At 72.7% G+C, this 23,916-nt stretch carries 19 protein-coding genes, 8 tRNA genes and 1 pseudogene; 13 read left to right on the forward strand and 15 right to left on the reverse strand.

The genetic code is table 11. The features are described 5' to 3' along the window. Window positions 1–12 precede the first annotated feature (12 nt). From ACFVXG_RS21530 to pgsA, 3 genes are read right to left on the reverse strand one after another with little or no spacing between them, the layout of a single operon-like run. Window positions 13–1,197: a glycosyltransferase family 4 protein gene (locus tag ACFVXG_RS21530; protein WP_387929729.1), complete on the reverse strand. Its 1,185-nt coding sequence runs from the start codon at window positions 1,195–1,197 to the stop codon at window positions 13–15. Window positions 1,198–1,237: 40 nt separating this feature from the next. After that, complete coding sequence (locus tag ACFVXG_RS21535) at window positions 1,238–2,203, reverse strand: phosphatidylinositol mannoside acyltransferase (protein ID WP_387929731.1); 966 nt, start codon at window positions 2,201–2,203, stop codon at window positions 1,238–1,240. A gap of 16 nt (window positions 2,204–2,219) precedes the next feature. Continuing rightward, complete coding sequence (gene pgsA / locus ACFVXG_RS21540) at window positions 2,220–2,867, reverse strand: phosphatidylinositol phosphate synthase (protein ID WP_350509809.1); 648 nt, start codon at window positions 2,865–2,867, stop codon at window positions 2,220–2,222. A gap of 222 nt (window positions 2,868–3,089) precedes the next feature. On the opposite strand from pgsA, the gene ACFVXG_RS21545 reads away from it, so the two are divergent. Beyond that, entirely contained in the window at window positions 3,090–5,138 is a 2,049-nt protein-coding gene (locus ACFVXG_RS21545) for an elongation factor G-like protein EF-G2 (RefSeq protein ID WP_387929733.1), read from the forward strand. Here ACFVXG_RS21545 and ACFVXG_RS21550 read toward each other — a convergent pair. Next, complete coding sequence (locus tag ACFVXG_RS21550; RefSeq protein WP_387929735.1) at window positions 5,126–5,569, reverse strand: thiol-disulfide oxidoreductase DCC family protein; 444 nt, start codon at window positions 5,567–5,569, stop codon at window positions 5,126–5,128. The two genes, ACFVXG_RS21545 and ACFVXG_RS21550, sit on opposite strands and share 13 nt — an antisense overlap. Window positions 5,570–5,768: 199 nt before the next feature. On the opposite strand from ACFVXG_RS21550, the gene ACFVXG_RS21555 reads away from it, so the two are divergent. Then, window positions 5,769–7,415 (forward strand): hypothetical protein, encoded by a 1,647-nt coding sequence (locus ACFVXG_RS21555; protein ID WP_387929737.1) that lies wholly within the window; start codon window positions 5,769–5,771, stop codon window positions 7,413–7,415. Between the two features lie 75 nt (window positions 7,416–7,490). On the opposite strand, the gene ACFVXG_RS21560 is transcribed toward ACFVXG_RS21555, so the two are convergent. From ACFVXG_RS21560 to ACFVXG_RS21575, 4 genes are all read right to left on the reverse strand, one after another. After that, the gene (locus tag ACFVXG_RS21560; RefSeq protein ID WP_350507180.1) at window positions 7,491–8,051 is read right to left on the reverse strand and encodes an HIT domain-containing protein; all 561 of its coding nucleotides are present in this window, start codon (window positions 8,049–8,051) and stop codon (window positions 7,491–7,493) included. A 146-nt stretch (window positions 8,052–8,197) separates the two neighbouring features. Continuing rightward, window positions 8,198–10,177 carry a threonine--tRNA ligase gene (gene thrS, locus ACFVXG_RS21565; RefSeq protein ID WP_387929739.1) on the reverse strand — a complete coding sequence of 660 codons (1,980 nt, stop codon included), beginning with the start codon at window positions 10,175–10,177 and terminating at the stop codon, window positions 8,198–8,200. Window positions 10,178–10,296: 119 nt separating this feature from the next. After that, a complete protein-coding gene (locus tag ACFVXG_RS21570; protein ID WP_387929741.1) occupies window positions 10,297–11,457 on the reverse strand; it encodes a hypothetical protein in 1,161 nt (386 codons plus the stop codon). A 32-nt stretch (window positions 11,458–11,489) separates the two neighbouring features. Then, window positions 11,490–12,044: a DUF4365 domain-containing protein gene (locus tag ACFVXG_RS21575; RefSeq protein WP_350507177.1), complete on the reverse strand. Its 555-nt coding sequence runs from the start codon at window positions 12,042–12,044 to the stop codon at window positions 11,490–11,492. 145 nt (window positions 12,045–12,189) lie between these two features. On the opposite strand from ACFVXG_RS21575, the gene ACFVXG_RS21580 reads away from it, so the two are divergent. Then, window positions 12,190–12,957: an exonuclease domain-containing protein gene (locus ACFVXG_RS21580; RefSeq protein WP_387929743.1), complete on the forward strand. Its 768-nt coding sequence runs from the start codon at window positions 12,190–12,192 to the stop codon at window positions 12,955–12,957. Between the two features lie 62 nt (window positions 12,958–13,019). On the opposite strand, the gene ACFVXG_RS21585 is transcribed toward ACFVXG_RS21580, so the two are convergent. Both ACFVXG_RS21585 and ACFVXG_RS21590 read right to left on the reverse strand, forming a co-directional pair. After that, a tRNA-Val gene (locus tag ACFVXG_RS21585) sits at window positions 13,020–13,091 on the reverse strand. A 211-nt stretch (window positions 13,092–13,302) separates the two neighbouring features. Continuing rightward, window positions 13,303–13,374 (reverse strand) — tRNA-Val (locus ACFVXG_RS21590). A 436-nt stretch (window positions 13,375–13,810) separates the two neighbouring features. Between ACFVXG_RS21590 and ACFVXG_RS21595 the strand changes: the two genes are divergently transcribed. Both ACFVXG_RS21595 and ACFVXG_RS21600 read left to right on the forward strand, forming a co-directional pair. Further along, the gene (locus ACFVXG_RS21595; RefSeq protein WP_030056266.1) at window positions 13,811–14,224 is read left to right on the forward strand and encodes an SsgA family sporulation/cell division regulator; all 414 of its coding nucleotides are present in this window, start codon (window positions 13,811–13,813) and stop codon (window positions 14,222–14,224) included. 406 nt (window positions 14,225–14,630) lie between these two features. Then, the gene (locus ACFVXG_RS21600) at window positions 14,631–15,200 is read left to right on the forward strand and encodes a CGNR zinc finger domain-containing protein (RefSeq protein WP_387929745.1); all 570 of its coding nucleotides are present in this window, start codon (window positions 14,631–14,633) and stop codon (window positions 15,198–15,200) included. A gap of 23 nt (window positions 15,201–15,223) precedes the next feature. On the opposite strand, the gene ACFVXG_RS21605 is transcribed toward ACFVXG_RS21600, so the two are convergent. Continuing rightward, window positions 15,224–15,694: a hypothetical protein gene (locus ACFVXG_RS21605; RefSeq protein WP_387929747.1), complete on the reverse strand. Its 471-nt coding sequence runs from the start codon at window positions 15,692–15,694 to the stop codon at window positions 15,224–15,226. Window positions 15,695–15,805: 111 nt separating this feature from the next. On the opposite strand from ACFVXG_RS21605, the gene ACFVXG_RS21610 reads away from it, so the two are divergent. Further along, window positions 15,806–16,306 carry a DsbA family protein gene (locus tag ACFVXG_RS21610; protein WP_387929749.1) on the forward strand — a complete coding sequence of 167 codons (501 nt, stop codon included), beginning with the start codon at window positions 15,806–15,808 and terminating at the stop codon, window positions 16,304–16,306. 41 nt (window positions 16,307–16,347) lie between these two features. On the opposite strand, the gene ACFVXG_RS21615 is transcribed toward ACFVXG_RS21610, so the two are convergent. The 3 genes from ACFVXG_RS21615 to ACFVXG_RS21625 form a co-directional block, all read right to left on the reverse strand. Beyond that, window positions 16,348–17,193: a GNAT family N-acetyltransferase gene (locus ACFVXG_RS21615; RefSeq protein WP_387929750.1), complete on the reverse strand. Its 846-nt coding sequence runs from the start codon at window positions 17,191–17,193 to the stop codon at window positions 16,348–16,350. A gap of 116 nt (window positions 17,194–17,309) precedes the next feature. After that, window positions 17,310–18,140 (reverse strand): aminotransferase class IV, encoded by an 831-nt coding sequence (locus ACFVXG_RS21620; RefSeq protein WP_387929752.1) that lies wholly within the window; start codon window positions 18,138–18,140, stop codon window positions 17,310–17,312. 12 nt (window positions 18,141–18,152) lie between these two features. Continuing rightward, a complete protein-coding gene (locus ACFVXG_RS21625) occupies window positions 18,153–19,238 on the reverse strand; it encodes a chorismate-binding protein (protein WP_387929753.1) in 1,086 nt (361 codons plus the stop codon). Between the two features lie 332 nt (window positions 19,239–19,570). On the opposite strand from ACFVXG_RS21625, the gene ACFVXG_RS21630 reads away from it, so the two are divergent. From ACFVXG_RS21630 to ACFVXG_RS21655, 6 genes are all read left to right on the forward strand, one after another. Beyond that, a tRNA-Gly gene (locus tag ACFVXG_RS21630) sits at window positions 19,571–19,643 on the forward strand. Between the two features lie 40 nt (window positions 19,644–19,683). Next, window positions 19,684–19,757 (forward strand) — tRNA-Cys (locus tag ACFVXG_RS21635). Between the two features lie 34 nt (window positions 19,758–19,791). Next, a tRNA-Val gene (locus tag ACFVXG_RS21640) sits at window positions 19,792–19,863 on the forward strand. A 41-nt stretch (window positions 19,864–19,904) separates the two neighbouring features. Next, window positions 19,905–19,976: transfer RNA gene (locus ACFVXG_RS21645), tRNA-Val, on the forward strand. A gap of 44 nt (window positions 19,977–20,020) precedes the next feature. Next, a tRNA-Val gene (locus ACFVXG_RS21650) sits at window positions 20,021–20,092 on the forward strand. Window positions 20,093–20,136: 44 nt separating this feature from the next. Beyond that, window positions 20,137–20,208, forward strand: a tRNA-Val gene (locus ACFVXG_RS21655). 284 nt (window positions 20,209–20,492) lie between these two features. On the opposite strand, the gene ACFVXG_RS21660 is transcribed toward ACFVXG_RS21655, so the two are convergent. Then, entirely contained in the window at window positions 20,493–20,693 is a 201-nt protein-coding gene (locus ACFVXG_RS21660) for a hypothetical protein (protein WP_360230161.1), read from the reverse strand. A gap of 406 nt (window positions 20,694–21,099) precedes the next feature. Here ACFVXG_RS21660 and ACFVXG_RS21665 point away from each other — a divergent pair. Further along, a pseudogene (locus ACFVXG_RS21665) lies at window positions 21,100–22,434 on the forward strand (serine/threonine-protein kinase); the annotation flags it as partial. Window positions 22,435–23,916 lie beyond the last annotated feature (1,482 nt).

Consider the following 23,916-nt stretch of genomic DNA (forward strand, 5'->3'; position numbering starts at 1 on the left):
AGCCCCCGGCCGTCAGTCCCGGGCCAGGCCGAACCGCCCTCGCCGGCTGCTGCGCTCGTCCTCCTCGACCACCGCCGCCGCCCCGGCCGTCACCGTCTCGTACACCGCCAGGATGTCCGCGCCGACCGTCGACCAGTCGAACCGCCGCACGTGCCGCGAGGCCGCCTTGCTCAGCTCCTCCAGCCGCCCCGGGTCCCCCAGCAGCCGCAGCGCCGTACGGGCCAGCGCGTCCGCGTCCTCCACCGGGAACAGCTCCCCCGCGTCCCCGCCGTCCAGCACCTGCTTGAACGCGTCCAGATCGCTGGCCAGCACCGGGGCGCCCGCCGACATCGCCTCGACCAGGATGATCCCGAAGCTCTCGCCACCGGTGTTCGGCGCCACGTACAGGTCCACGCTGCGCAGCAGCCGGGCCTTCTCCCGGTCCGAGACCATGCCCAGGAACTCCACCTGCGCGCGGACCTCGGGCGCCAGGCCGGCCACGGCCTCCTCCTCGTCGCCCTTGCCCGCGACCAGCAGCCGCACCCCCGGCCGCTCGGCCAGGATCCGCGGCAGCGCCGCCAGCAGCGTCGGCAGGCCCTTGCGCGGCTCGTTGATCCGGCCGATGAAGCCGATCGTGCCCGGCTCCCCCGCGGCCGCGCCGCCGGTCCACCGCTCGTCCGGCTCGGCCTCCGCGAAGAACCCCACGTCCACGCCGTTGGGGATCACCACCGCGTCCCCGCCCAGGTGCTCCACCAGGGTGCGCCGGGCGTACTCCGACACCGCGATCCGGGCCCGCATCTTCTCCAGCCCCGGCTGGAGGATCGGCGAGGCCGCGATCATCGCCCGCGAGCGCGGGTTCGAGGTGTGGAAGGTGCCCACCATCGGCCCGGTCGCCGACCAGGCGGCCAGCATCGACAGGCTCGGCGAGGCCGGCTCGTGCACATGCAGGATGTCGAAGCGGCCCTCGCGCAGCCACCGCCGCACCCGGGCCGCCGACAGGATGCCGAAGCTCAGCCGCGCCACCGACCCGTTGTACGGCACCGCCACCGCCCGCCCCGCCGAGACCACGTACGGCGGCAGCGCCTCGTCGTCCTCGGCCGGCGCCAGCACCGACACCTCGTGCCCCAGACCGATCAGGTGCTCGGCGAGGTCCCGGATGTGGAACTGCACCCCACCGGGGACGTCCCAGTCGTACGGGCAGACGATGCCGATCTTCACGGGTTCCTCAAGCTCCTTCGGACAGTCGTACGGGCCGGGCTCAGGCGCCGGAGGCCTCGGCGGCGGGCTCCGTCGCCACCTCGGCGCGCACCGCCGCGGGCCCGCCCCCCACCGTCTCACGGGCCGGCAGGTCGGCCAGCCAGAACTTCTGCAGCATGTGCCAGTCCTGCGGGTGCTCGCTGATCCCCCGCTGCCACACGTCCGCCATCGCCTGGGTCATCGCCAGGGTCCGCGCCTTGCGGTCGCCCTCCTCGGGCACCGCCACCTCCGGGTGGATGGTCCCCCGCAGCACCGGACCGTCGTACCAGAGCGTCACCGGCAGCAGCGCCGCCCCGGTGCGCTGGCACAGCGCCGCCGGGCCGGCCGGCATCCGGGTCGCCTCACCGAAGAAGGACACCTCGATGCCCGCCTCCGAGAGGTCCCGGTCCCCCACCAGGCACACCAGCTTGCCCTCGCGCAGCCGCCGCGCCAGCGTGCCGATCACGTTCACCCCGCCGCCGGTCAGCGCCAGGACCTCCATGCCCTGACCCTCCCGGAACTCCACGAACCGGTCGAACAGCCGCTCCGGCTTCAACCGCTCCGCGACCGTCGTGAACGGGTGGCCCAGCTGTGCTATCCAGGTGCCCGCCAGGTCCCAGTTGCCCATGTGCGGCAGCGCCACCACCGCGCCCCGCCCGGACTCCAGCACCTCCCGCAGGTGCTCGTAGCCGTCCACCTGCACGTCCCGCAGGACCCGCTCCCGGCTCCACACCGGCAGCCGGAAGGACTCCATCCAGTACCGCAGGTACGAGCGCATCCCGGCCCGCGACAACCGCCGCAGCGCCGCCTCGTGCAGGCCCGGACGGACCCGCCGCAGGTTCGCCTCCAGCTGCCGCACCCGCGGCCCGCGGCGGCGCCAGGCCTGGTCCGCCAGCCGGTCGAACAGCCACCGCGCCACCGGCTCCGGCAGGTGCTTCAGCACCGCCCAGCCCAGCGCGTACGCCCAGTACACCAGTCGGTCCCTCACCGCAGGACGCCCCCCATCAGCTCCCGGCCGCCGCTCGGTCGGCCTCGAACGCCTCACGGCGCACGGTCACCATCCGCTGGACCACCGTCACCAGGCTGCCCGCGGCCACCAGCCACAGCGCCACCGGCAGCAGCCACTCCACGTACGGCACCCCGAAGGTGTGCAGACCGGCGACCCCGGCCGCCACCAGGCTGATCACCAGCCGTTCGGCCCGCTCCACCAGCCCCGACACGTCACACGGCAGGCCCTGGCTCTCCGCCCGCGCCTTGGTGTACGACACCACCAGGCCACTGGCCAGGCAGAAGATCGCCACCGCGCACAGCAGGTTGTTGTCGCCCTTGCCCGCGTACCACATCGCCAGACCGCCGAAGATCGCGGCATCCGCGACCCGGTCCAGCGTGGAGTCCAGGAAGGCACCCCACTTGCTGGTCCGGCCCAGCTGACGGGCCATGTTCCCGTCCACCAGGTCCGAGAAGATGAACAGCGTGATCGTGATGGTGCCCCAGAAGAACTCCCCACGCGGGAAGAACACCAGCGCACCGGCCACCGAACCGGCGGTACCGATCAGCGTCACGGCGTCCGGGCTCACGCCCAGCCGGATCAGGAACGCGGCGAACGGGGTCAGAACACGTGTGAAGAAGGCACGCGCGTATTTGTTGAGCATGGCCTTCCCAGCCGCTCCGATCTCCCAGGTACCCGCCTGGCGCAGCGGACGCGGCAGACGGCCGGACGAATGAGCCCGCCCGGCGCCACCCATCGTAGCCACGCCCGGGACACCCTCAGTCGCACGCACCGCCGGACGGCATCCCCGCCACGACACGCGCCGGAGCGACACCCGACCCTAGACTGCCAAGGACAAGCCTCGGCGCGACGGGAGGAGACCCCGATGCCCGACCGCAGCACCGCACGAGCCGGCCAGGCGCCCGCCGTCACCGGCCCCACGGACCTGCGCAACGTCGTCCTCGTCGGCTCCACCGGTGTGGGCAAGACCACCCTCGCCGAATCCCTCGCCCTCGCCGCCGGCGCCACCGGCCGCGCCGGCCGCGTCACCGACGGCACCACCGTCTCCGACCACGAGCCCATCGAGCACCAGCAGCAGCGCTCCGTCCAGCTCTCGCTGCTCCCCCTCGAATGGAAGGGCGTCAAGATCAACCTGATCGACCCGCCCGGCCACCCCGACTTCGCCGCCGACCTGCGCGCCGCCCTGCACGCCGCCGACGCCGCCGTCTTCGTCGTCTCCGCCACCGACCCGGTCACCGCCCCCACCCGCGCCCTCTGGCGCGAATGCGCCGCCGAAGGCATCCCCCGCGCCATCGCCGTCGCCAAACTCGACCTCGCCCGCACCGACTTCGACGCCATCCTCACCAGCTGCCACGACGCCTTCGACCTGGGCCCGGACACCCTGCGCCCGCTCTTCCTGCCCGTCCTCCACGACGGGCGCCCCGACGGCAGCGTCGACCTGCTCACCGGCGACACCTACGGCGACGCCACCCCCCTGCCCGACACCGGCCCCGCCCACGACAGCCTCGTCGAAGCCATCTCCGGCCAGGACGACACCCTCATGGAGCGCTACCTCTCCGGCGACCCCCTCGACACCGACTCCCTCGAAGCCGGAATGCGCCGCGAAGTCCTCGACTGCACCCTCCACCCCGCCGTCCCCACCAGCGACAACGGCCTCGGCGCCGCCGAACTCCTCGACCTGATCGCCCACACCTTCCCCAACCCCACCGAACGCACCCGCCCTGCCCCCGACTGCGACCCCGACGCCCCGCTCGCCGCCCAGGTCGTCCGCGTCACCGGAGACGCCTACGTCGGCCGGATCAGCCTGCTGCGCGTCTACGCCGGCACCCTGCGCCCCGACAGCCGGATCCACCTCGTCGGCCCCGCCCACACCGCCGACCAGAACGGCGACGAACGCGTCACCGGCCTCACCAGCCCCTTCGGCAAACTCCAGCGCCCCGTCCCGCACGCCGTCGCCGGAGACCTCGTCTGCGCCGCCAAACTCACCACCGCCCGGGCCGGCGACACCGTCCACGACCCCGGCCACCCGGTCGAACTCGACGGCTGGACCCTCCCCGAGCCCCTGCTGCCGATCGCCGTCGAAGCCCACAGCAAGGCCGACGACGACAAGCTCTCCCAGGCCCTCACCCGGCTCACCGCCGAGGACCCCGCGCTACGGCTCGAACAGAACCCCGACACCCACCAGCTCGTCCTCTGGTGCACCGGCGAGGCCCACGCCGAGGTCGTCCTCGACCGGCTGCGCACCCGCCACGGCGTCCACGTCGACACCGTCGAACCCAAGGTCGCCCTGCGCGAGACCTTCGGCACCGCCGCCGCCGGCCACGGACGGCTCGTCAAACAGTCCGGCGGCCACGGCCAGTACGCCATCTGCGACCTGGAGGTCGAACCCCTCCCGGCCGGCTCCGGCTTCGAGTTCCAGGAACACGTCGTCGGCGGCGCCGTCCCCAAGCACTTCATCCCCTCCGTCGAGAAGGGCGTCCGCGCCCAACTCGCCAAGGGCGTCGCCACCGGCCACCCGCTCGTCGACGTCCGGGTCACCCTCACCGACGGCAAGGCCCACTCCGTCGACTCCTCCGACGGAGCCTTCCAGAACGCCGCCGCCCTCGCCCTGCGCGACGCCGCCGAGCACGCCGTCATCCGACTGCTCGAACCCGTCGCCGCCGTCAGCGTGCTGCTGCCCGACGAGTACCTCGGCGCCGTCCTCGGCGACCTCTCCGCGCGCCGCGGCCGCGTCCTCGGCACCGAGACCGGCGGCCAGGGGCTGACCCTGCTGCGCGCGGAGGTCCCCGAACTCGAACTCGTCCGCTACCCGGTCGACCTGCGCTCCCTCACCCACGGCACCGCCGAGTTCTCCCGCGCCCACCTGCGCCACGAACCCATGCCCGCCGCCCTGGCCGAGCGCTACACCGACTGAGCGGGCTTCCGGTTCGGCAGCGCGCACGCCGCCGTACCCCCCGGCATCCGGTGCCGGTTGCGGGACACCCAGCGGTACACCACGCCCGCCACCGGGCGCATCGGCGCCAAGGTCAACAGCGCGCCCAGGTACGCCCACGCGCCCCCCGTGCGCATCAACAGCCGCGCCACCGCCTGCGCGCCCCCGTACACCCGGCCCGCCGGCGTCACCCAGAGCACCTCGCGCCCGGCCCGCTCGGCCGACACCTCACCGAGGCCGCCCGTCAGCGCGTCCAGCTCCGCCAGGTCCGCGAACTGGAACGGCACCGACTCCCAGCCCCCCGAGGCCAGCGTCTGCCGCAGGTACGCCTCCCCCCAGCGCACGCAGGACGAGCAGAACGCGCAGTCCCCGTCGAAGACCAGCACCGGATCCTTCACGACAACCCCCTTCATCGTCTTCTCCCTCCATCCTCCTCCACCCCACACCGTCGGCCCGGGCGGGTATCGACCCGGCCGAAGGTGGGCATCATGCCCCTCAGGCCCCGGTGCGGCCGGAACGCACCGGTTCGTGACGGTACTTCAGACGATCATCCGCGCAGGGGTGCCACCGCACGGTAACCTGCCGCTGACAAGGGGAGGAGCAGACGCCACCGTGGCCACACTCGACATGACCCCGGGTGCGCAGATACCCCGGACCGACGCCGGCCCGCAGACGGCCGTCACCCAGGCGCTCTCCTCCGCCGCCTACCGCGACGGCGAGATCGGCAAGTTCGTCACGGACGTCACCGACGCCAAGGAGAAGAAGGGCCGCTTCGCGCTCTTCCGCCCCAACCTCGGCGAGGCCTTCAGCAAGGCCCTGATCTCCCGCGCCCTCGGCGGCGACCGCAAACCCCTCGTCCCGTCCTTCGGAGTCGACACCCGCCAGGTCGTCGAACACTGCCTGGCCGCCGAGGAACTCCGCCACGCCCGCGACCGTCAACTCAGCACCGTCACCGTCATCACCGGCCTGCTCTTCCTCCCCGGCACCCTGATCTGGCTCGGCGCCTTCCAACTCCGCGCCTGGCTCAAGCGGGACAACGCCAAGGGGGCCGACACCTACGGCGCCCTCGCCCTGATCGCGGCCGCCGTCCTGGCCGGCTTCCTGCTGCTCCGGCCCCCGGCGGCCGGCTTCCTCGGCATCTACCTGCGGATCACCATGCTCGCCCCGGTGCTCGGCTGGTACCTCGCCCGCAGGATCGTCGAACGCTCCGCCACCGACCTGCGCGGCCGCTGGCAGGCCCTGGTCGAGGGCAGCGCCGTCGCCGCCACCGTCGCCAAGGCCGTCCCCCGCGACGACCTGGACAAGAAGGCCAACGACCTGCGCGACAAGCTCGGCCGGCTGGACGCCGAGCAGGACACCAACGTCCACCACTACGCCGGCCCCAAGGGCATCCTGGGCGCCGGCCGCCGCTGGGGCGAGTGGCGCCTGGCCGACACCCTCCACCCCGCCGAGGGCCACGCGGACTTCCGCGCCTTCCACCCCTGGGACCTGGTCCGCCGGATCTCCGCCCACCTCAAGGGCCTCGGCATCAGCCACGTCGCCAACAGCGGCATCCCCAACGTCGCCATCAAGCAGTGGGCGGTCTTCGACGTCAGCGAGGGCGCCGACGAGATCAGCCGCCCCAGCGGCGCCGACATGGACGGCGAGCGGATGCGCGACTTCGCCGTGCAGAGCCTCGCCGACAAGCAGACCTTCCCCGGCGGCCCCCGGCACTACCTGGCCACCCAGTTCATCACCCACGACGGCAAGCTGATCATCACCTTCACCGTGACGGTGACCCTGCTCGCCAACGTGCTCAGCATCTCGGTGGCCGGCTACGCGCTCGGCCCGGTCAAGGGCGTCTTCTTCGACAAGCCCAAGGACAAGGAGAAGTCGGTCGCCAAGACGGTGAAGTTCTGGGAGGAGCGCACCGTCAAGCTCCCCCTGATCGACAACGACGAGGTGGTCCGCCAGGCCGTCCGCGCCCCCTTCCACCGGATGCCCGGCCTGCTCGGCTGGCTCGGCGGCGGCATCGGCCTGCCCGAGCCCTTCGGGCTCCGCCACTCCTGGGTCGGCACCGCCTGGAACAACCGCTCCATGGTCGACAACGCGCTCAACGCCTCCGTCCCGGTGCTCAACGCGGTGCACACCGCCACCCTGGAGTTCCTCCAGGAGCACGACCTGGACGCCGACCGCTTCTTCAAGAACCGCACCTCGATCATCAAGTCCGAGGCGCAGGGCAGCCGCCCGTACAAGGTCGACGAGTTCAGCGCCGACTGATCGGCAACGACGCGTGCAGAGGGGCCCGCCACCGAACTCCCCGGTGACGGGCCCCTCTTCACGCGTCCGGCCGGCTCAGCCCTGCGGCCAGGCCTCGGCCAGCATCTTGCGGGTGTCCGCCAGCAGCTGCGGCAGCACCTTGGTGTGGCCGACCACCGGCATGAAGTTGGTGTCCCCGCCCCAGCGCGGCACCACGTGCTGGTGCAGGTGCGCCGCGATGCCGGCCCCGGCCGCCGCGCCCTGGTTCATCCCGATGTTGAACCCGTGCGCCCCCGAGGCGGCCCGCAGCGCGGTCATCGCCTTCTTGGTGAAGTCCGCCAGCTCGGCGGTCTCCGCCTCGTCGAGGTCGGTGTAGTCGGCCACGTGCCGGTACGGGACCACCATCAGGTGCCCGCCGTTGTACGGGTACAGGTTCAGCACCGCGAACACGGCGCTCCCCCGGGCGATGACCAGCCCCTCCTCGTCGCTCAGCGACGGGATCGAGCAGAACGGACAACCGTCGTCCGGAGCCGGGCCGGTGGGCTTGTTCTCACCCTGGATGTACGCCATCCGATGGGGGGTCCACAGGCGGCGGAAGCCGTCCGGCTCACCGACACCCCGCTGCAGTTCCGGCTCAGTCGTCATGCTGATCAGCATATTCGCCCAGGGGTGCTTGCAAAGCCGCGCGGGGCAGACTCTTCAAGAGCCTGCCCCGCGCATCCCCGCCAGGGCGGGGCCGACCGCACCTGTCAGATGTCCACCATCCAACTCGACGAATCACCCCCGCTCGGGCGGGGACTACATCACACCTGGATCCGGTTCTTCACCGCATCCACGATCTCCTGGACGGCATCCGCCACCGGCACGGCGTTCTTCTGCTCACCATTGCGGTAGCGGAAGGATACTGCACCCGCAGTGACATCGTCGTTACCGGCGATGAGCATGTACGGAACCTTGCTCTTCTGGGCGTTCCTGATCTTCTTCTGCATGCGGTCATCCGAAGTGTCCACCTCGACCCGGATCCCGTGCTTCTTGAGCTCCGCCGCGACCTCCAGCAGGTACGGCACGTGCTCGTCGGTGATCGGGATGCCAGTCACGGTGACCGGGGCCAGCCACGGCGGCATGGCGCCGGCGTAGTGCTCCAGCAGCACCGCGAAGAACCGTTCAATGCTGCCGAACAGCGCGCGGTGGATCATGACCGGGCGCTGACGCGAGCCGTCAGCAGCGGTGTACTCAAGATCGAAACGTTCGGGCAGGTTGAAGTCCAACTGAATCGTGCTCATTTGCCACGTCCGCCCGATGGCGTCCTTCGCCTGCACCGAGATCTTCGGGCCGTAGAAGGCCGCGCCGCCCGGGTCCGGAACCAGCGGCAGACCCTGCTTCTCGGCCACGCTCGCCAGGACGCGGGTGGCCTCCTCCCAGGTCTCGTCCGAACCGACGTACTTGACCGGGTCCTTGGTCGACAGCTCCAGGTAGAAGTCGGTCAGACCGTAGTCACGGAGGAGGTTGAGCACGAAGGTCAGCGTGGAGTCGAGCTCCTCCGCCATCTGCTCACGGGTGCAGTAGATGTGCGCGTCGTCCTGCGTGAAGCCGCGGGCACGGGTCAGGCCGTGCACCACACCGGACTTCTCGTAGCGGTACACCGTCCCGAACTCGAAGAGGCGCAGCGGCAGTTCACGGTACGAGCGGCCGCGCGCGTCGAAGATCAGGTTGTGCATCGGGCAGTTCATCGGCTTGAGGTAGTAGTCCACGCCCTCGTCGAGCTGCATGGGCGGGTACATACCGTCCGCGTACCAGTCGAGGTGGCCGCTCTTCTCGAAGAGCTTCCCCTTGGTGGCGTGCGGGGTGTAGACGAACTCGTAGCCCTCTTCCTCGTGCCGCTTGCGCGAGTAGTCCTCCATCGCGCGGCGGATGACGCCGCCCTTGGGGTGGAAGACGGCGAGGCCGGAACCGATCTCCTCCGGGATGGAGAAGAGGTCGAGCTCGTTGCCGAGCTTGCGGTGGTCGCGCTTCTCGGCCTCGACGAGGAAGTCCAGGTGGGCCTTGAGCTCGTCCTTGGTCGGCCAGGCGGTCCCGTAGATGCGCTGGAGCATCGGGTTCTTCTCGCTGCCGCGCCAGTACGCGGCGGCGTTGCGCATCAGCTTGAACGCCGGGATGTGGCGGGTGCTGGGCAGGTGCGGGCCGCGGCAGAGGTCGCCCCAGCACTGCTCGCCGCTCTTGGCGTCCAGGTTGTCGTAGATGGTGAGCTCGCCGGCACCGACCTCGACGTCGGCGCCCTCGCCGGCGGTGGCGGCGGAGCCCTTGAGGCCGATCAGCTCGAGCTTGTACGGCTCGGCGGCGAGCTCCTCGGCGGCGGCCTCGTCGGTGACCACGCGGCGGGAGAACTTCTGCCCGCGCTTGATGATCTCCTGCATCTTCTTCTCGATGGCCTTGAGGTCATCGGGGTGGAAGGGCTTCTCGACGTCGAAGTCGTAGTAGAAGCCGTCCTTGACCGGCGGGCCGATGCCGAGCTTGGCCTCGGGGTAGAGCTGCTGCACGGCCTGGGCCATGACGTGCGCGGTGGAGTGGCGCAGGATGTCCAGGCCGTCCTTGCTGCCGATCGCGACCGGCTCGACCTCGTCGCCGTCCTGGACGGCGTACGCGAGGTCCTTGAGCTGGCCGCCGACGCGGGCGGCGATGATCGAGCGGTCGTCGGCGAAGAGCTCGGCGGCCGTAGTGCCCGTGGTCACCACGCGCTCTTCCCGATCGGGTTCGCGGTTGATGATTACCCGGACGTCCGTCACCGGTCTCTCCTGACGTGCTGGATTCAGAGGACGCAACACTGCGCTGCGCGTGACGATGGTACCGAGAGCACCAACCGCACCGCGCACCCAGGACCTGTCTCATGGGCCCTTGCCGGGCCCTAGGACCTCTCTCCCCCTTCTTGCAGTCCCTTGAGCAGCCGCTCGCGGTCGCCCTCCGCCCAGCCGCAGAGCTCGAGGCCTTGCGGGCGGGTCAGTCGGCGGAAGCCGTCGCGCCGCTCGAGGCGGCCGGAGACCCGGACCGGGACGCCGGTGAGGTGGGCCTCGGCGGCGAGCCGGTAGTCGGGGTCGGGCAGCCGGACCTTGAGTTCGCGGACCTCGGCGCCGCCGAGCACCCGGAGCCGTACCGAGCCCGGTCCGGCCGGGTCGGCGCGCTTGAGGCGGACGACCACGCCGACGACGGTGACGTCCACGGCGGGCTCGATCCGTTCCAGCAGGTCGGCGGCCTCGGCGAGGGCGGGCAGGTCGCCCGGGGAGAAGTCGAGGTCGATCCGGCGGTCGCCGAAGCCGCCGGGGGTGCCGGCGGCGGGCGACCAGGCGACCGTGAGCCGGGCGGCGGTGGCGCCGCGGACCAGGTCCTCGACGGACTGGACGAGTTCCCGGCTGACCCCGGAGCGGACGGCGTTCTCGAAGGCCTCGGGCCCGCCGCTGACCCGGCGGTAGTCGACCGCGTCGCGCAGCGCCTCCAGGGCGCGGACCAGCGTGGTGACGGCGGTGCGGCCCTCGGGGGCGGGGGTGTACGCGGTGAGGGCGGCGCCCTGCTCGACGACGCCCTGTTCGACGAGGAGGACGTCGTCCAGGAAGTCCCCGGCGAGCCCGTCCAGCCGGGCGCCGAAGTAGGCGGCGGTGGTCCGGCCGGCCTTGGCTCCGGCGGCGAGCATCGAGCGCGCCGCCCGCTGGAGCCGCTCGGCGTCGTCCCAGGGGGCGGCGTCGGCGGGGCCGGGCAGTTCGCGGCGCCAGCTCAGTTCGTCGCCGGGGACGACGAGGGCGAGGAGGATCGAGCGGGCGGAGGGGGTGCGGGAGCGGGAGAGCGCGGTGACGGCGTCGGTGAGGAGTTCGACGGCGTCGTCGAAGCCGTCGGCGGTGGGGACGAGGAGGCTGGTGCCCGGTTCGCCGTCGGGCGGGGTCCAGCGGCCGTACCGGGCGGCGGGGCCGCCGCGCCGGACCCAGCCGTGCCGGGCGAGCAGGGTGGCGAGCACCGCGGGGTCGACGGTGGCCGGGTCGGGCAGGGCCCGGTCCTCCGGTCCGTGCGGCAGGGTCATGGGCGTGCTTCCTCGCTGCCGGGGCCGGGTGGTCACGGGCTGCCGCCCGCGCCGACCCGGGCCATGATGTCGCAGAGCGCGCGGTCGTCGAAGACCTTGTCGGTGGGCACCCGGACGTTGGTGCGCCGCTTCCCGGTGACGGGGTGGCCGGCCAGGTTGACCCAGTAACAGCAGTGCCGCAGTTCGAGGGCGTCCGGGCGGGCGTGGAGCCAGTGGTCGACCCGGCGCGGGAGCAGCATCACGACCAGGATCCGCGGGACGGCGACCCGGGCGCGGGCGAGCTTGCGCAGGTGGTCGTTGTCCAGGGTGAAGCTGAAGAACGGCCCGGCCGGGTCGGGCGCGATCTGCTGGGTGGCCTTGAGCTGGATCTTGACGGTGACCTCGTCGTCCACGTCGTGCTCCCGGGAGCCGTGGCTGACCTGCCAGTCGATGCCGTTGTCCGGGAACGGCTGGGAGAGCGAGCAGCCGGCCGCGGCGGCGACCGCGTGCAGGTAGCCGACCTGCAGCGTCTCCATGCAGGCGGTGACCGCGAGGTTCCCCCTGAGTGTGGTCGCCGCGCCGTCGGGCTGCGGCTGTGTCAGTGCCATCGCCCCGTGGCCTCCCCCGGCTCCGGGCCCGTCCGGGCCGAGCGGCCCAGTGGCAGGATCCCCGGTCGGAGCTGGGCCAAACGGGTTGAGCGGGCGTCAGAACCGGGTATCACCAGGGCGCGGAACGCACGCCTGAGGGGCAGTCATGCAGCAGCACTGGTACACCGGCCCACTCGCTTCCTTCGACACCGAGACGACCGGCGTGGACGTGGAGTCCGACCGCATCGTCTCCGCCGCCCTGGTCGTCCAACTCGCCCCGGGCGCACCGGCGCAGACCACCACCTGGCTCGCCGATCCGGGTGTGCCGATCCCGGACGGGGCCCGGGCGGTGCACGGCATCACCGACGAGCAGGTCCGGGCGTACGGCCGGCCGGCCGGCACGGTGGTGGCCGAGGTCACCCGCGCGCTGGCGGCCCAGGCGCGGGCCGGCCGCCCGGTGGTGGTGATGAACGCGCCCTACGATCTGACCCTGCTGGACCGGGAGTTGCGGCGTCACCACGGCCTGGCGCTGAGCACCGGGCTGGACGGGGCCGGGCTGGTGGTGCTGGATCCACGGGTGCTGGACAAGCACGTGGACCGCTACCGCAAGGGCCGCCGGACGTTGACCGACCTGTGCGCCCACTACGGCGTGGACCTGGCCGGGGCGCACGACGCGGCGGCGGACGCGACGGCGGCACTGTCGTTGATCCGGCGAATAGGCGCCCGCTATCCGGCGGCGCTCGGCGGGCTGACGGCGGCGGAGCTGCACCTGCGGCAGGCGGTCTGGCACGCGGCGCAGGCGCGGGGGTTGCAGGCCTGGTTCGACCGCTCGGGGACGCCGGAGCGGGTGGACCTGTCCTGGCCGCTGCGGCCGGCCCGCTGCGTCTGCGGCCGTCGGCTGGAGCCGGAGCACGGGTGCCGGGCGGCGGCGTAGCCGGCCCGGAACGCGCCGCAGGCCCTGACCGGTTTCCTGGTCAGGGCCTGCGTGCTGTCCGGTGGGCGATACTGGGATCGAACCAGTGACCCCTTCGGTGTGAACGAAGTGCTCTCCCGCTGAGCTAATCGCCCGGGCAACGAGATGAACTGTAGCACCATTCGGGGGCGGTCGTACAACTCGCTCTTCCGGGGGACGGCCGACGCATCCACAGAACTCGCGCTCCGCGCGGAAGATGACTGAGCCTCAGCCGGATTCGGTACCGGCTCTTCGGATGGATTCCGGAAATACATGTGAGGCCCAGCCGATAATCGACTGGGCCTCACATATCACAATGCATTCCGGTGGGCGATACTGGGATCGAACCAGTGACCCCTTCGGTGTGAACGAAGTGCTCTCCCGCTGAGCTAATCGCCCGGGTGCAGAGAAAACATTACCGCATCCCGGAGGGTGCTCCGAACACCCCTCCCCACCGGCCGCCCCCGGCCTGGCACCCCGGCCCGGGCCTCCCTACTCCCCGCCCTGCCCCTCCTCGCCCCTCCCGCCCGCGCGCGCGACTCGTCGGGCCCGGCCGCACCACCCGCTCCCCCGTTCCCGGCCCGCCCGGTACCCCGCCCGGCACTCCGGCCGACGGGCCGACGGGCCGGGTGCACGCCGATCCGGAATCCGACCGAGAAGAACCGCCGGTAATGCCCCGGGCGGGTACTCCGGGGCGATTCCGCAATGCGCCGTAAGGGGTACGACTCGCGCCCGAATCGGGACAGAGGGGTTTACATCGGTCTTGGGGGTGGGATGGTCCGTTCGCCGACGTGCGATTCCCCGAGCGCACACTGAGCGAAAGGCCATGGCGCTTATGAACACCACGGTCAGCTGCGAGCTGCACCTGCGCCTCATCGTGTCCAGCGAGTCCTCACTGCCCGTCCCCGCGGGCCTGCGCTACGACACCGCCGACCCCTACGCCGTGCACGCCACGTTCCACACGGGCGCCGACGAGACCGTGGAGTGGGTGTTCGCCCGAGATCTCCTCGCGGAGGGGCTGCACCGACCCACCGGTACCGGCGACGTCCGGGTGTGGCCGTCCCGCAGCCACGGGCAAGGGGTGGTCTGCATCGCACTGAGCTCTCCGGAAGGAGAAGCCCTGCTGGAGGCCCCGGCCCGCGCGCTTGAGTCGTTCCTCAAGCGGACGGACGCCGCGGTGCCCCCCGGCACCGAACACCGTCACTTCGACCTCGACCGGGAGCTGTCCCACATCCTCGCCGAAAGCTGACCCCGACCGGAGGCGGTCCAGCCCCGCTGTCGGCGGGGCCGTACTTCCTGCCGTCATCGCTGCCGTCCTACTCGGGGGCACGGCAGCGGACTCAGCCGCGCACCACGCGGTCTCGGGGCCGGTGAACGGCCCGCTCCCACCGGAGCGGGGCCACAGCACCGCAGGCGCCCGGCATCGGAGCCGGCCATCCTCACGGGTGGCCGGCCTCGCTGCCGGGCGCCACCGTCGTTTCGGGGGGCGTGGGTCCGGGGTCGCGGAAGGGGGATCCCGCCCGGATCGGGACACTCCGGCGGAATCCGCACAGACCTTCGAAGGAACGCGCCGCCCTTATGCCGCAAGGGCCGGTATGGTCTGGGGTAACCGTGGACGCGGGGTACCGGAGTCCCCCTGCGCGAGGAGTCCCAACGTGCTGATCACCCATGACACCGAGTGCGCGCTGAGCATCCTCGTGGATCTGCTCAACACCGCACCCGAGGTGTGCGGCGACGAGCGGCTGCCGGACGTCGCCGCGCTGGACGCCTTCGTGGTCCGCCAGGAGATCAGCGAGATCGACTCGCTGACCGAGGACGACCTGCGCCAGGTGCAGGAGCTGCGGTCCCGGCTGCGCGAGGTGTTCTGGACCGAGTCCACCGAAGCCGCCGCCGAGCTGGTCAACGCGATCGTCGATGCCGCCGGGACGACGCCGCGGCTGGTCAACCACGACCACCACGACTGGCACATCCACTACTTCGCCCCGCACGCCGCGATCGCTCCCCACCTCGCGGCGGAACTGGGCATGGCCCTGGCCTTCATCCTGATGGCGGGCGAGCGGGAACGGCTGCGCCGGTGCGAGGCGCCGGACTGCGCGCGGGTGTTCGTGGACCTCTCCCGGAACCGCTCGCGGCGCTACTGCGACAGCCGGACCTGCGGGAACCGGCTGCACGTCGCCGCCTACCGGGCCCGGCAGCGGTCGGCGGAGGCCGTCGCCCCCGCCTGAGCCGCGCCGCGCCCTCCCCTGGCTCAGATGCCGCGCTTGCGGAGGATCTCCTCGATGTCGGAGAAGTCGCCGAGCCCGTCGTCCCCCTTGCCCGCCTGCTTCCCGGGAGCCTTGGAAGCCTTGGCGGCCTTGGGCGCCTGGGTCACGGCCGGGCGCTCGGCGGCCGCACCGGCGGAGGCCGGACGCTCCGGGGAGGACTCCACCGCGCCGCGCCGGCCCGTCCAGCGGGTGGCGAGCAGCAGCGCGGCGGAGACGCCGAGCAGCACCAGGCCCGTCCACACCCTGGGGTCAAAGACCAGCCTGGTCGCCCAGTCGGCGAACTCCCGGCCGATCGTGGAGGCCAGCGGGAACAGTCCGGTCAGGTAGAGCCCGGCGGGCAGCAGGGCGACCGCGAACCAGCGGGTCGCCGAGCGGAAGCGCCGACGCCAGGCCCGCAGGCCCGCGACGGCCACTCCGCCGGCCGTGAGGAGGAAACTGATCGCCGCGGTCAGCACGAGTGGGCCCCTTCGCTTCCGGTCGTCCTGGTCATCGGTGCCTCCCTGTCGGTCCGCCCTCGGGCGCACCGCCGGGCGGGAGCGGGCACCCACTAGTGGAACACTGGGGGAATGATCGATGGTTCCCTTCCCCGCCTCGAGTTCTGGTGCGACCTCCAGTGCCCGGACTGCCGTACCGCCCTGGACGACGTACGGACGCTGCGCGCGCAGTACGGCGACGCGCTGCCCGTGGAGCTGCGGCACTTCCCGCTGGAGAAGCACAAGCACGCCTACGCCGCGGCGGAGGCGGCCGAGGAGGCCTTCGCCCAGGGGCTGGGGTGGCCGTTCGTGGAGGCCCTGCTGGCCCGGGTCGAGGAGTTGGACGCCCGGGGGCAGGAGGTGCTGCTGGCGGTGGCCCGGGAGGTCGGGATGGACGCCGAGGAGGTCGACACCGCGTTGATCGACGGCCGGCACATGCTGACCGTGGACGCCGACCAGGCCGAGGGCAAGGCGATCGGGGTCACCGGGACGCCGACGTACGTGATCGGCGGCAAGCGCCTGGACGGCGGGAAGAGCCAGGACGGGCTGCGCGAGCGGATCGTCGCCGTCATCGAGGCGGCCGCGTCCGCCTGACGATGCCGGGCCGCCCGACATCCTGACGGTGCGTCACATTCTCACAGGGGCTTGCCGTAGCAGCGGTTGACGACCCGGTAGCCGAGCGAGGCGTAGAGCCGGAGGGCGACCTCGTTGCCGGAGACGACGTTCAGGCCGAGTTCGCGCACCCCGGCGGCCAGGCACTCCCGTTCGGCGAGCAGCATCAGGGTGCGGCCGTGTCCCCGGCCGCGGTGGGCCGCGGACACCTCGACCACCATGACCCAGGCGAGCGGGGTGCCGTCCGGCAGGTCGCGCAGGTGGAGGTTCACCCAGAGCGAGCCGAGCGGCTCGGCGGCGCCGTCCGGGCCGTGGAGCCGGCGGAGGGCGACGCCGGGGGTGTCCACGCCCTGCTGGAGGACGTTCTGGTGATCCAGGCGCGACTTGGCCCGGGCCTGCTCCTCGGTGAGGCCGGACTCCCGCAGGGAGTGGACGTACTCCCGTGCCGCCCGGTCGATCCAGGCCGGGAACTCCGCGGCGTGGATCGGGCGGGCGGTGGCACCGGCGGGCAGGGCCGGGGCCGTGGTCAGGCTCTTGCCGAGGTTCCGCATCCGCTCGGTGTAGCCGAGGGCGGTGGCGAGCCCGCGGGCGATCGGAGCCGTCTCGGGGACGACGACGTCCACCCGGGTACAGCCCCAGGTGCGCAGGACCTCCTCGGCGGCCAGCGCGCCGAAGGTGCCGCGGCCCCGGCCGCGGCCCTCCGTGATCTCCAACTCCGATATCTCGCCCCAGAGTTCGCTGCCGTGCCGGGCCGAGGTGGTGCGCAGCGCGCCGATCTGGTGACCGTTCGAGAGGATCCGCCAGCGTCTGGTGCGGCCGCCGGCCGTGGTGGGTGTCTCCGGGCCCTCAGGGCGCAGCGTGGTGGTCATGTCGTGGTCCCTTCCCCTCGCCGGGAAGGTTATCCGCGCCGCCCGCGGCGTCTCCCCGGCCGTCTCCCTGGTAGTCGCGCCGGGTCCTGGAATGTCGGGATCAGGGGTCGTCGGGATCAGGGGTCGAGGTCGTCGCCGCTGCGCTCGGCGAAGACGGCCATGGCCTTGGCGGTGACCGGGCCGATGCCGGGCAGGCGGCGGTCGTCGACGCGGGTGACGGCCTGGACGTCGCGGGTGGTGGAGGTCAGGAAGACCTCCTCGGCGTCCTGGAGGGCGTCGAGCGGGAGGTCGGCCTCCTCGGCGCCGCACCAGTCGATGATCAGCTGCCGGGTGATGCCGGCCAGGCAGCCGGAGGCGAGGACGGGCGTGAGCAGGCGGCCGCCGAGGACCACGAAGACGTTGGAGCCGGTGCCCTCGCAGAGTCGGCCAGCGGTGTTGGCGAACAGCGCCTCGGAGGCGCCGACGCGGTGGGCGGCGGCGAGGGCGACCACGTTCTCGGCGTAGGAGGTTGTCTTGAGGCCGGCGACGGCGCTGTGCTCGTTGCGGCGCCAGGGGACGACGGCGGCGGCGGTCTCGTCGGGGCGGCGGCCGATGGCGTTGAAGCCGACGACCAGGGTGGGGCCGGTGGTGCCGCGCTCGGAGCTGAGCGGGGCGTTGCCGCCGGTGTAGGTGACGCGCAGGCGGCCGAGCGGGGCCGGGTTGGCGGCGAGGACCTGGGCGCAGGCCTCGCGGACCAGGTCGTGGTCGGGGTCGGGCAGGCCGAGGCCGCGGGCGGAGCGGGTGAGCCGGTCGAGGTGGCGGGTGACGGCGAAGGCGCTGCCGTCGACGGCCTTCAGGGTCTCGAAGACGCCGTCGCCGGTGGTGAGGCCGTGGTCGAGGACCGAGACGGCGGCGTCGGCGGAGTCGACGAGGGTTCCGTTGACCCAGCTCGTGGTGCGGTTGTCCATCGGGGGCTGCTCCTAGGCGGGGTGCGGCTCATGGTCGGCGTCGGCGTCGCTGCCGAGACCGGCGCCCGACGCTATCGCGACCAGTCTGGCGGCCTTCAGTTCGGTTTCCGCCCACTCGCGTTCGGGGTCGGAGCCCCAGGTGATGCCGGCGCCGGTGCCGAAGCGCAGGACGGGTGCCTGCGGGTCCTGCCGGTCGAGCCAGAAGGTGCGGATGCCGACGGCGAGTTCGCCCTCGCCGCGGTCGGCGTCGACCCAGCCGACGGCCCCGCAGTAGGGGCCGCGGGGGGCGGTCTCCAGGGCGTCGATGATCCGCAGGGCGCTGGATTTGGGGGCGCCGGTGACCGAGCCGGGCGGGAAGGTGGCGGCGAGCAGTTCGGGCCAGCCGGCGCCGTCGCGCAGGGTGCCCTCGACGGTGGAGACCAGGTGGACCAGGCCGGGGTGCTTCTCGACGACGCACAGGTCGGGGACGGTGACGGTGCCGGTCCCGCAGACCCGGCCGAGGTCGTTGCGGACCAGGTCGACGATCATCACGTTCTCGGCGTGGTCCTTGTCGAGGAGGTCGTCCTCGGTCCGGCCGGTGCCCTTGATCGGGCCCGAGGAGACGGTGCGTCCGGTGCGGTGCAGGTAGAGCTCGGGGGAGGCGGTGGCGATCTCGACGCCGTGGTCGGGCAGTCGGATGGTGCCGGCGTACGGGGCGGGGTTGCCGTGCGCGAGGAGGCCGGTGAGGGCGTCGATGTCGCTGCGGTCGGGGTCGGGCAGCGGCGCGGACAGCACCCGGCAGAGGTTGGCCTGGTAGACCTCGCCCGCGGCTATGTGCTCGCGGATTCGGCGTACGCCCGCGGTGTAGGCGGCGCGGTCCAGGGAGCTGTGCCAGCTGCCGGCGTCCGGGCCGTGCCAGCCGGCGCCCGAGGGCGGGGCCGGGGCGGGGCGGACGTCGTCGAAGCGGGCGCAGGTCAGCCGGCCCTCGTAGTCGTAGGCGACGGCCCAGTACCCGGAGGAGTCGAGTGCGGCCGGGTCCGAGGTGACGTCGCGCAGTCCGGTGGCCAGGCGGCCGCCGAAGCGGGCGAGCGGGGTGCGAGGGGCGGGGTGGCCGGACACGGTTCTCCTGCGCGGTGCTGCTGGGGGTGGGGGTGCCTGAAGTGTAGGTCGGGGGGCTCCTCCCGGGCGGGGTCCGAGCCCGCCGCGCCCCCGCGTACGAGCAGCCGGGTGCGTCGCGCCGGTGTGCGCCGGGTGACCTGCGGATGATCGTCCGGGAGCGCCGCAGGTGGTGGCCGGCGGCCGGCCGGAAGGGCTGACGGGACGGCACTCCTCGGCCATCCCCGCGGCACGCTGCGGGAACGGATTTTTAGCTGGCCCGGGAATCCGCTAGAGTTCAACACGTCGCCAGGGAGCGCAGCCGAAGAAAAGCGGTGAAGGTCCCCGGGAGACAGGCGGACGTAGCTCAGTTGGTAGAGCATCACCTTGCCAAGGTGAGGGTCGCGAGTTCGAATCTCGTCGTCCGCTCGATGGAGAACAGTGTAGAGTCGTTCTTCATGTGTTGCCTGGTGGAGTGGCCGAGAGGCGAGGCAACGGCCTGCAAAGCCGTGTACACGGGTTCAAATCCCGTCTCCACCTCCAAGAGGCTCCCCCGGCTCTGCCGGGAGACCTCCCCGCGCGATTAGCTCAGCGGGAGAGCACTACCTTGACACGGTAGGGGTCACTGGTTCAATCCCAGTATCGCGCACGTCGGACCTCACGAGGTCTGCTGCAGGAACGCCTCACCAGGCGCGATTAGCTCAGCGGGAGAGCACTACCTTGACACGGTAGGGGTCACTGGTTCAATCCCAGTATCGCGCACAGTAACGGGCCCTTCGAGGCCTGCTGCACAACCGCCAAACCAAGCGCGATTAGCTCAGCGGGAGAGCACTACCTTGACACGGTAGGGGTCACTGGTTCAATCCCAGTATCGCGCACAGTAACGGGCCCCTCGGGGCCTGCTGCACAACCGCCACACCAGGCGCGATTAGCTCAGCGGGAGAGCACTACCTTGACACGGTAGGGGTCACTGGTTCAATCCCAGTATCGCGCACAGTAACGGCCGAGGCCGCGATCCGTCAGGGTCGCGGCCTCGGCCGTTTGGCGTTCTCGTGAGGGGTGGGCCGGAGGGCCCGAGCACAGAGAAGAGCCGCGTACGGTCGCCCTCACCGACGTCCGTACGCGGCATCTCCGCCTGCCGGGGTGCTCTGCGGACCGCTCTCGCCCGTCCGCGTGTCAACGCGGCCGCGGCCTCCCCGGCGGCACTGCTCCCCGTCCCCAGGGGAGCAGTGCCCGTTCTTGTGTTGTGTGCCGGTGTTCTCCCCCGGCGTTCTTTCCTCAGCGGCCGATCAGGTCGGCCAGGGCTTCGGCCTGGTTCGCCATCTGCTCCCACCCGCCGAACAGCATCACCAGGAGCACGGCGCACGGCAGGGCCATGGCCAGCGCCACGGCGGGGTGCCGGGTGGGCCGCTCGGCGGACTGGGGCTGGATGAAAGGCGGTCGACGCCGGCGGGTGGTGCCCGTCTGCTGCGATGCCATGGCCCTGCTCCTGATCCGGTCGAGTTGGCGCGGTGGACGGCTTACCTCGGGGGACGAGCTCCCCGTCCACCGCTGGACACAACGCTATTGGCCGGGGGGCCTTTCGGGCGTCATGCCGTCGTACTGTTCCTCGGGCATCCCGGAGGATGACGCTCAGACTCAAGGCGTACTACCGGAGGGGGAGGAAGGTCTCACCCCGCCCCCGGGGGAACCCTGAGGGGCAACCCCGAGAAACGATTCGGCACCCCTGTGACCTGCGACCCAGCTCAAGATCAGACAATCGCACGGCGGCTTGAGGTGTTGCGTATCAGCACACCGCAGCAGGCAGTCCGTAAGCTGTGCCGGACAGGAACTGACGATGCCCCAACCGACGGGGCCTCACCCACAGGCTGACGGGGAACGAGACATGGCGATGATGCGGCTGAGGCGTGAGGACCCCCGCATCGTCGGGCCGTACCGCCTGCACCGGCGGCTGGGAGCCGGCGGCATGGGCGTGGTCTACCTCGGCTCCGACCGCCGCGGACAGCGCGTCGCCCTCAAGCTCATCCGCGCCGAACTCGCCGAGGACCAGGAGTTCCGCACCCGCTTCGCCCGGGAGATCGCCGCCGCCTCCAGAATCCGGGGCGGCTGCACCGCCCGGGTCGTCGGCTCCGACATCGAAGCCGACCGGCCCTGGCTCGCCACCGCCTACGTCCCCGGGCCCTCCCTCTACAAGCGGGTCGGCGACGAAGGGCCGCTGAGCTGGCCCGAAGCCGCCCGGATCGGCGCCGCCCTGGCCGACGGGCTGGTCAAGGTGCACGAGGCCGGGGTCGTCCACCGCGACCTCAAGCCCTCCAACATCCTGCTCTCCCCGCGCGGACCCCGGATCATCGACTTCGGCATCGCCTGGTCCCGCGGCGCCAGCACCCTCACCCACGTCGGCACCGCCGTCGGCTCCCCCGGCTTCCTCGCCCCCGAGCAGGTCCGCGGCGTCGCCGTCACCCCGGCCACCGACGTCTTCGCCTTCGGCGCCACCCTCGCGTACGCGCTCACCGGGGACACCCCGTTCGGCTCCGGGGCGTCCTCCGAAGTGATGCTGTACCGGGTCGTCCACGAGGAACCCGACCTGTCGGACGTCCCGCCGCAGCTCGCCCCGCTCATCCGGGCCTGCCTCGCCAAGGAACCCGCCGAGCGGCCCGGCGCGGCCGCCCTGCACGAGCGGCTCAGCGAACTGGCCGCCCGCGGCGCGGCCACCGCCGGCAGCGGGCGCGGGCCCCGGCGGGGGGCGGCACCGGCCGCCGCACCGCCTGGTGCCCCTCGTACGCCGCAGGCCCCGCAGCAGGAGAGCGGGCGGCCGGGCGTACCGGCCCCCGGGCGTTCGCCCGAACCCGCCGCACCGGCGGCGCGGGCCAGGGCCGGTGCGGGCCGACCGGGCGGACAGGCGCCCGCGGGCTCCGCACGGCGCCCGCAGGGTGCCCCGCTCCCCCGGCCCGAGGCCACGCCCGTCACCCGTCCACTGCGGGACCGCTCGCAGACCCCGCCCCCGGGCCGGCCCCGGCCCCGGCAGCACACCCCCGCCCCCGGCGGACGGCCCGGAACGGCGCGGCAGCGGCTGCTGCGGCAGCGGCTGGTCGTCTTCGTCACCGTGACGATCGGCGTCGCGCTGGCCATCGCGGCGGCACAGGGCTGCGAGAACCGGAGCAACCAGGGGGCGCGGCCGGTGGTCGGGCAGACCGCGACGGCGGGCACCGGGGGCGGCGGCGAACGGGCCGTGCCCGGCACCTCCGTGGACGTCGCGCAGCAGACCTCGGCGCCCCCGCTCCCGGCCGCCGCACGCGGCACCGCGGACAGTGCGTTGGCGCCCGCGCAGGGGCCGGGGCCCGTGGTGGACTGGCCCAACCGCAGCTACCCCGACGGGGCCGGCGGGCCCGGCGTCACCCTGAAGGACGGGCGCTCGGTCGGCGGCGGGCCGCAGGTCGCGCTGAGCGCCGTGCTGCCGGCCCGGTACAAGGGCCAGCCGGCCGCGGTCGTGGTGCTGCGGCGAGCGGAGGGGTCGGCGCCGGTCGACCTCGTCCAGCTGTACACCTTCGCCGGCGACGCCCCGGTCGCCACCACCTCCCGCACCTCCACCGCCGACCCGCAGGCCACCGCCACCTGGCGCCTGGACGGCAGCGCGGTCGTCCGCGAGGAACGCGTGGCCACCACCGGCGCGATCATCTCCACCCGCTACACCGTGCGGGCCGACGGCACCCTCGACGAGTCCTGGCCCGGCGCCGGCGCCTCCGGCGGCACCGGCCTCACCACCCCTCCCCCGGCCGCCGCCCCCGCCCCACCGACTGCCCCGGCTGGCTGAGCGAGTCTCCGATGGGGTTGTCGGGGCCGTATCGGGTGGGGCGATAAGGCGTAGGAAGTCGGACTGGCCGACTTCTGGTGCACGGACGCCGGTACGGCGCGTTCGTGCGGCGATGCGCAGGGTTTGTGTCGGCAGGGGCCCCGGGCGGGTGGCCGGTCGGGCGCGGGTACAGCGAGGGCGACCCCACGTGAGGCGCACAGAAAGTCGGTTCGGCCGACTTCTGGCGCACCTGGGCGGGACGCGGACGCCCGCGCGGCAGGCTCGCCGGGCGCTGCACAGGAAGTCGGACTGGCCGACTTCTGCTGCCGGCCGGGGAGGGAATGCGGCCGCGCGCGCGGGCGGCTGCCCGGCGATGCGGCGGCAAGCGCCGAAAGTCAGGCCAGCCGACTTCTGGTGCGCGGGCGGGCGTGCGGCTGGTTTGCCGGGTGATGTGGTCGGTGAGTGCAGGGAGTCGGACTGGCCGACTTCTGGTGCACGGACGTCGGTACGGCGCGTTCGAGCGGCGATGCGCAGGGTTTGTGTCGGCAGCGGGCCCAGGCGGCTGGGCGGTCGGGCGCGGTGCGGCGAAGGCGGCGCACAAGAAGTCGGCTCCGCCGACTTCTGCCGCACCGGGGCGGGACGCGGACGCCCGCGCGGCAGGCTCGCCAGGCGCTGCACAGGAAGTCGGGCCCGCCGACTTCTGGTGCGCGGCCGCGCGTGCGGGCGATTAACCCGGCACTGTGGCCGGTGAGTGCAGGAAGTCGGGCCCGCCGACTTCTGGTGCGCGGCCGCGCGTGCGGGCGGTTGGCCCGGCGATGTGGCCGGTGAGTGCAGGAAGTCGGGCCCGCCGACTTCTGGTGCGCGGCCGCGCGTGCGGGCGGTTGGCCCGGCGATGTGGCCGGTGAGTGCAGG

This window comes from Kitasatospora sp. NPDC058162 (assembly GCF_042884005.1).
Lineage (GTDB): Bacteria > Actinomycetota > Actinomycetes > Streptomycetales > Streptomycetaceae > Kitasatospora.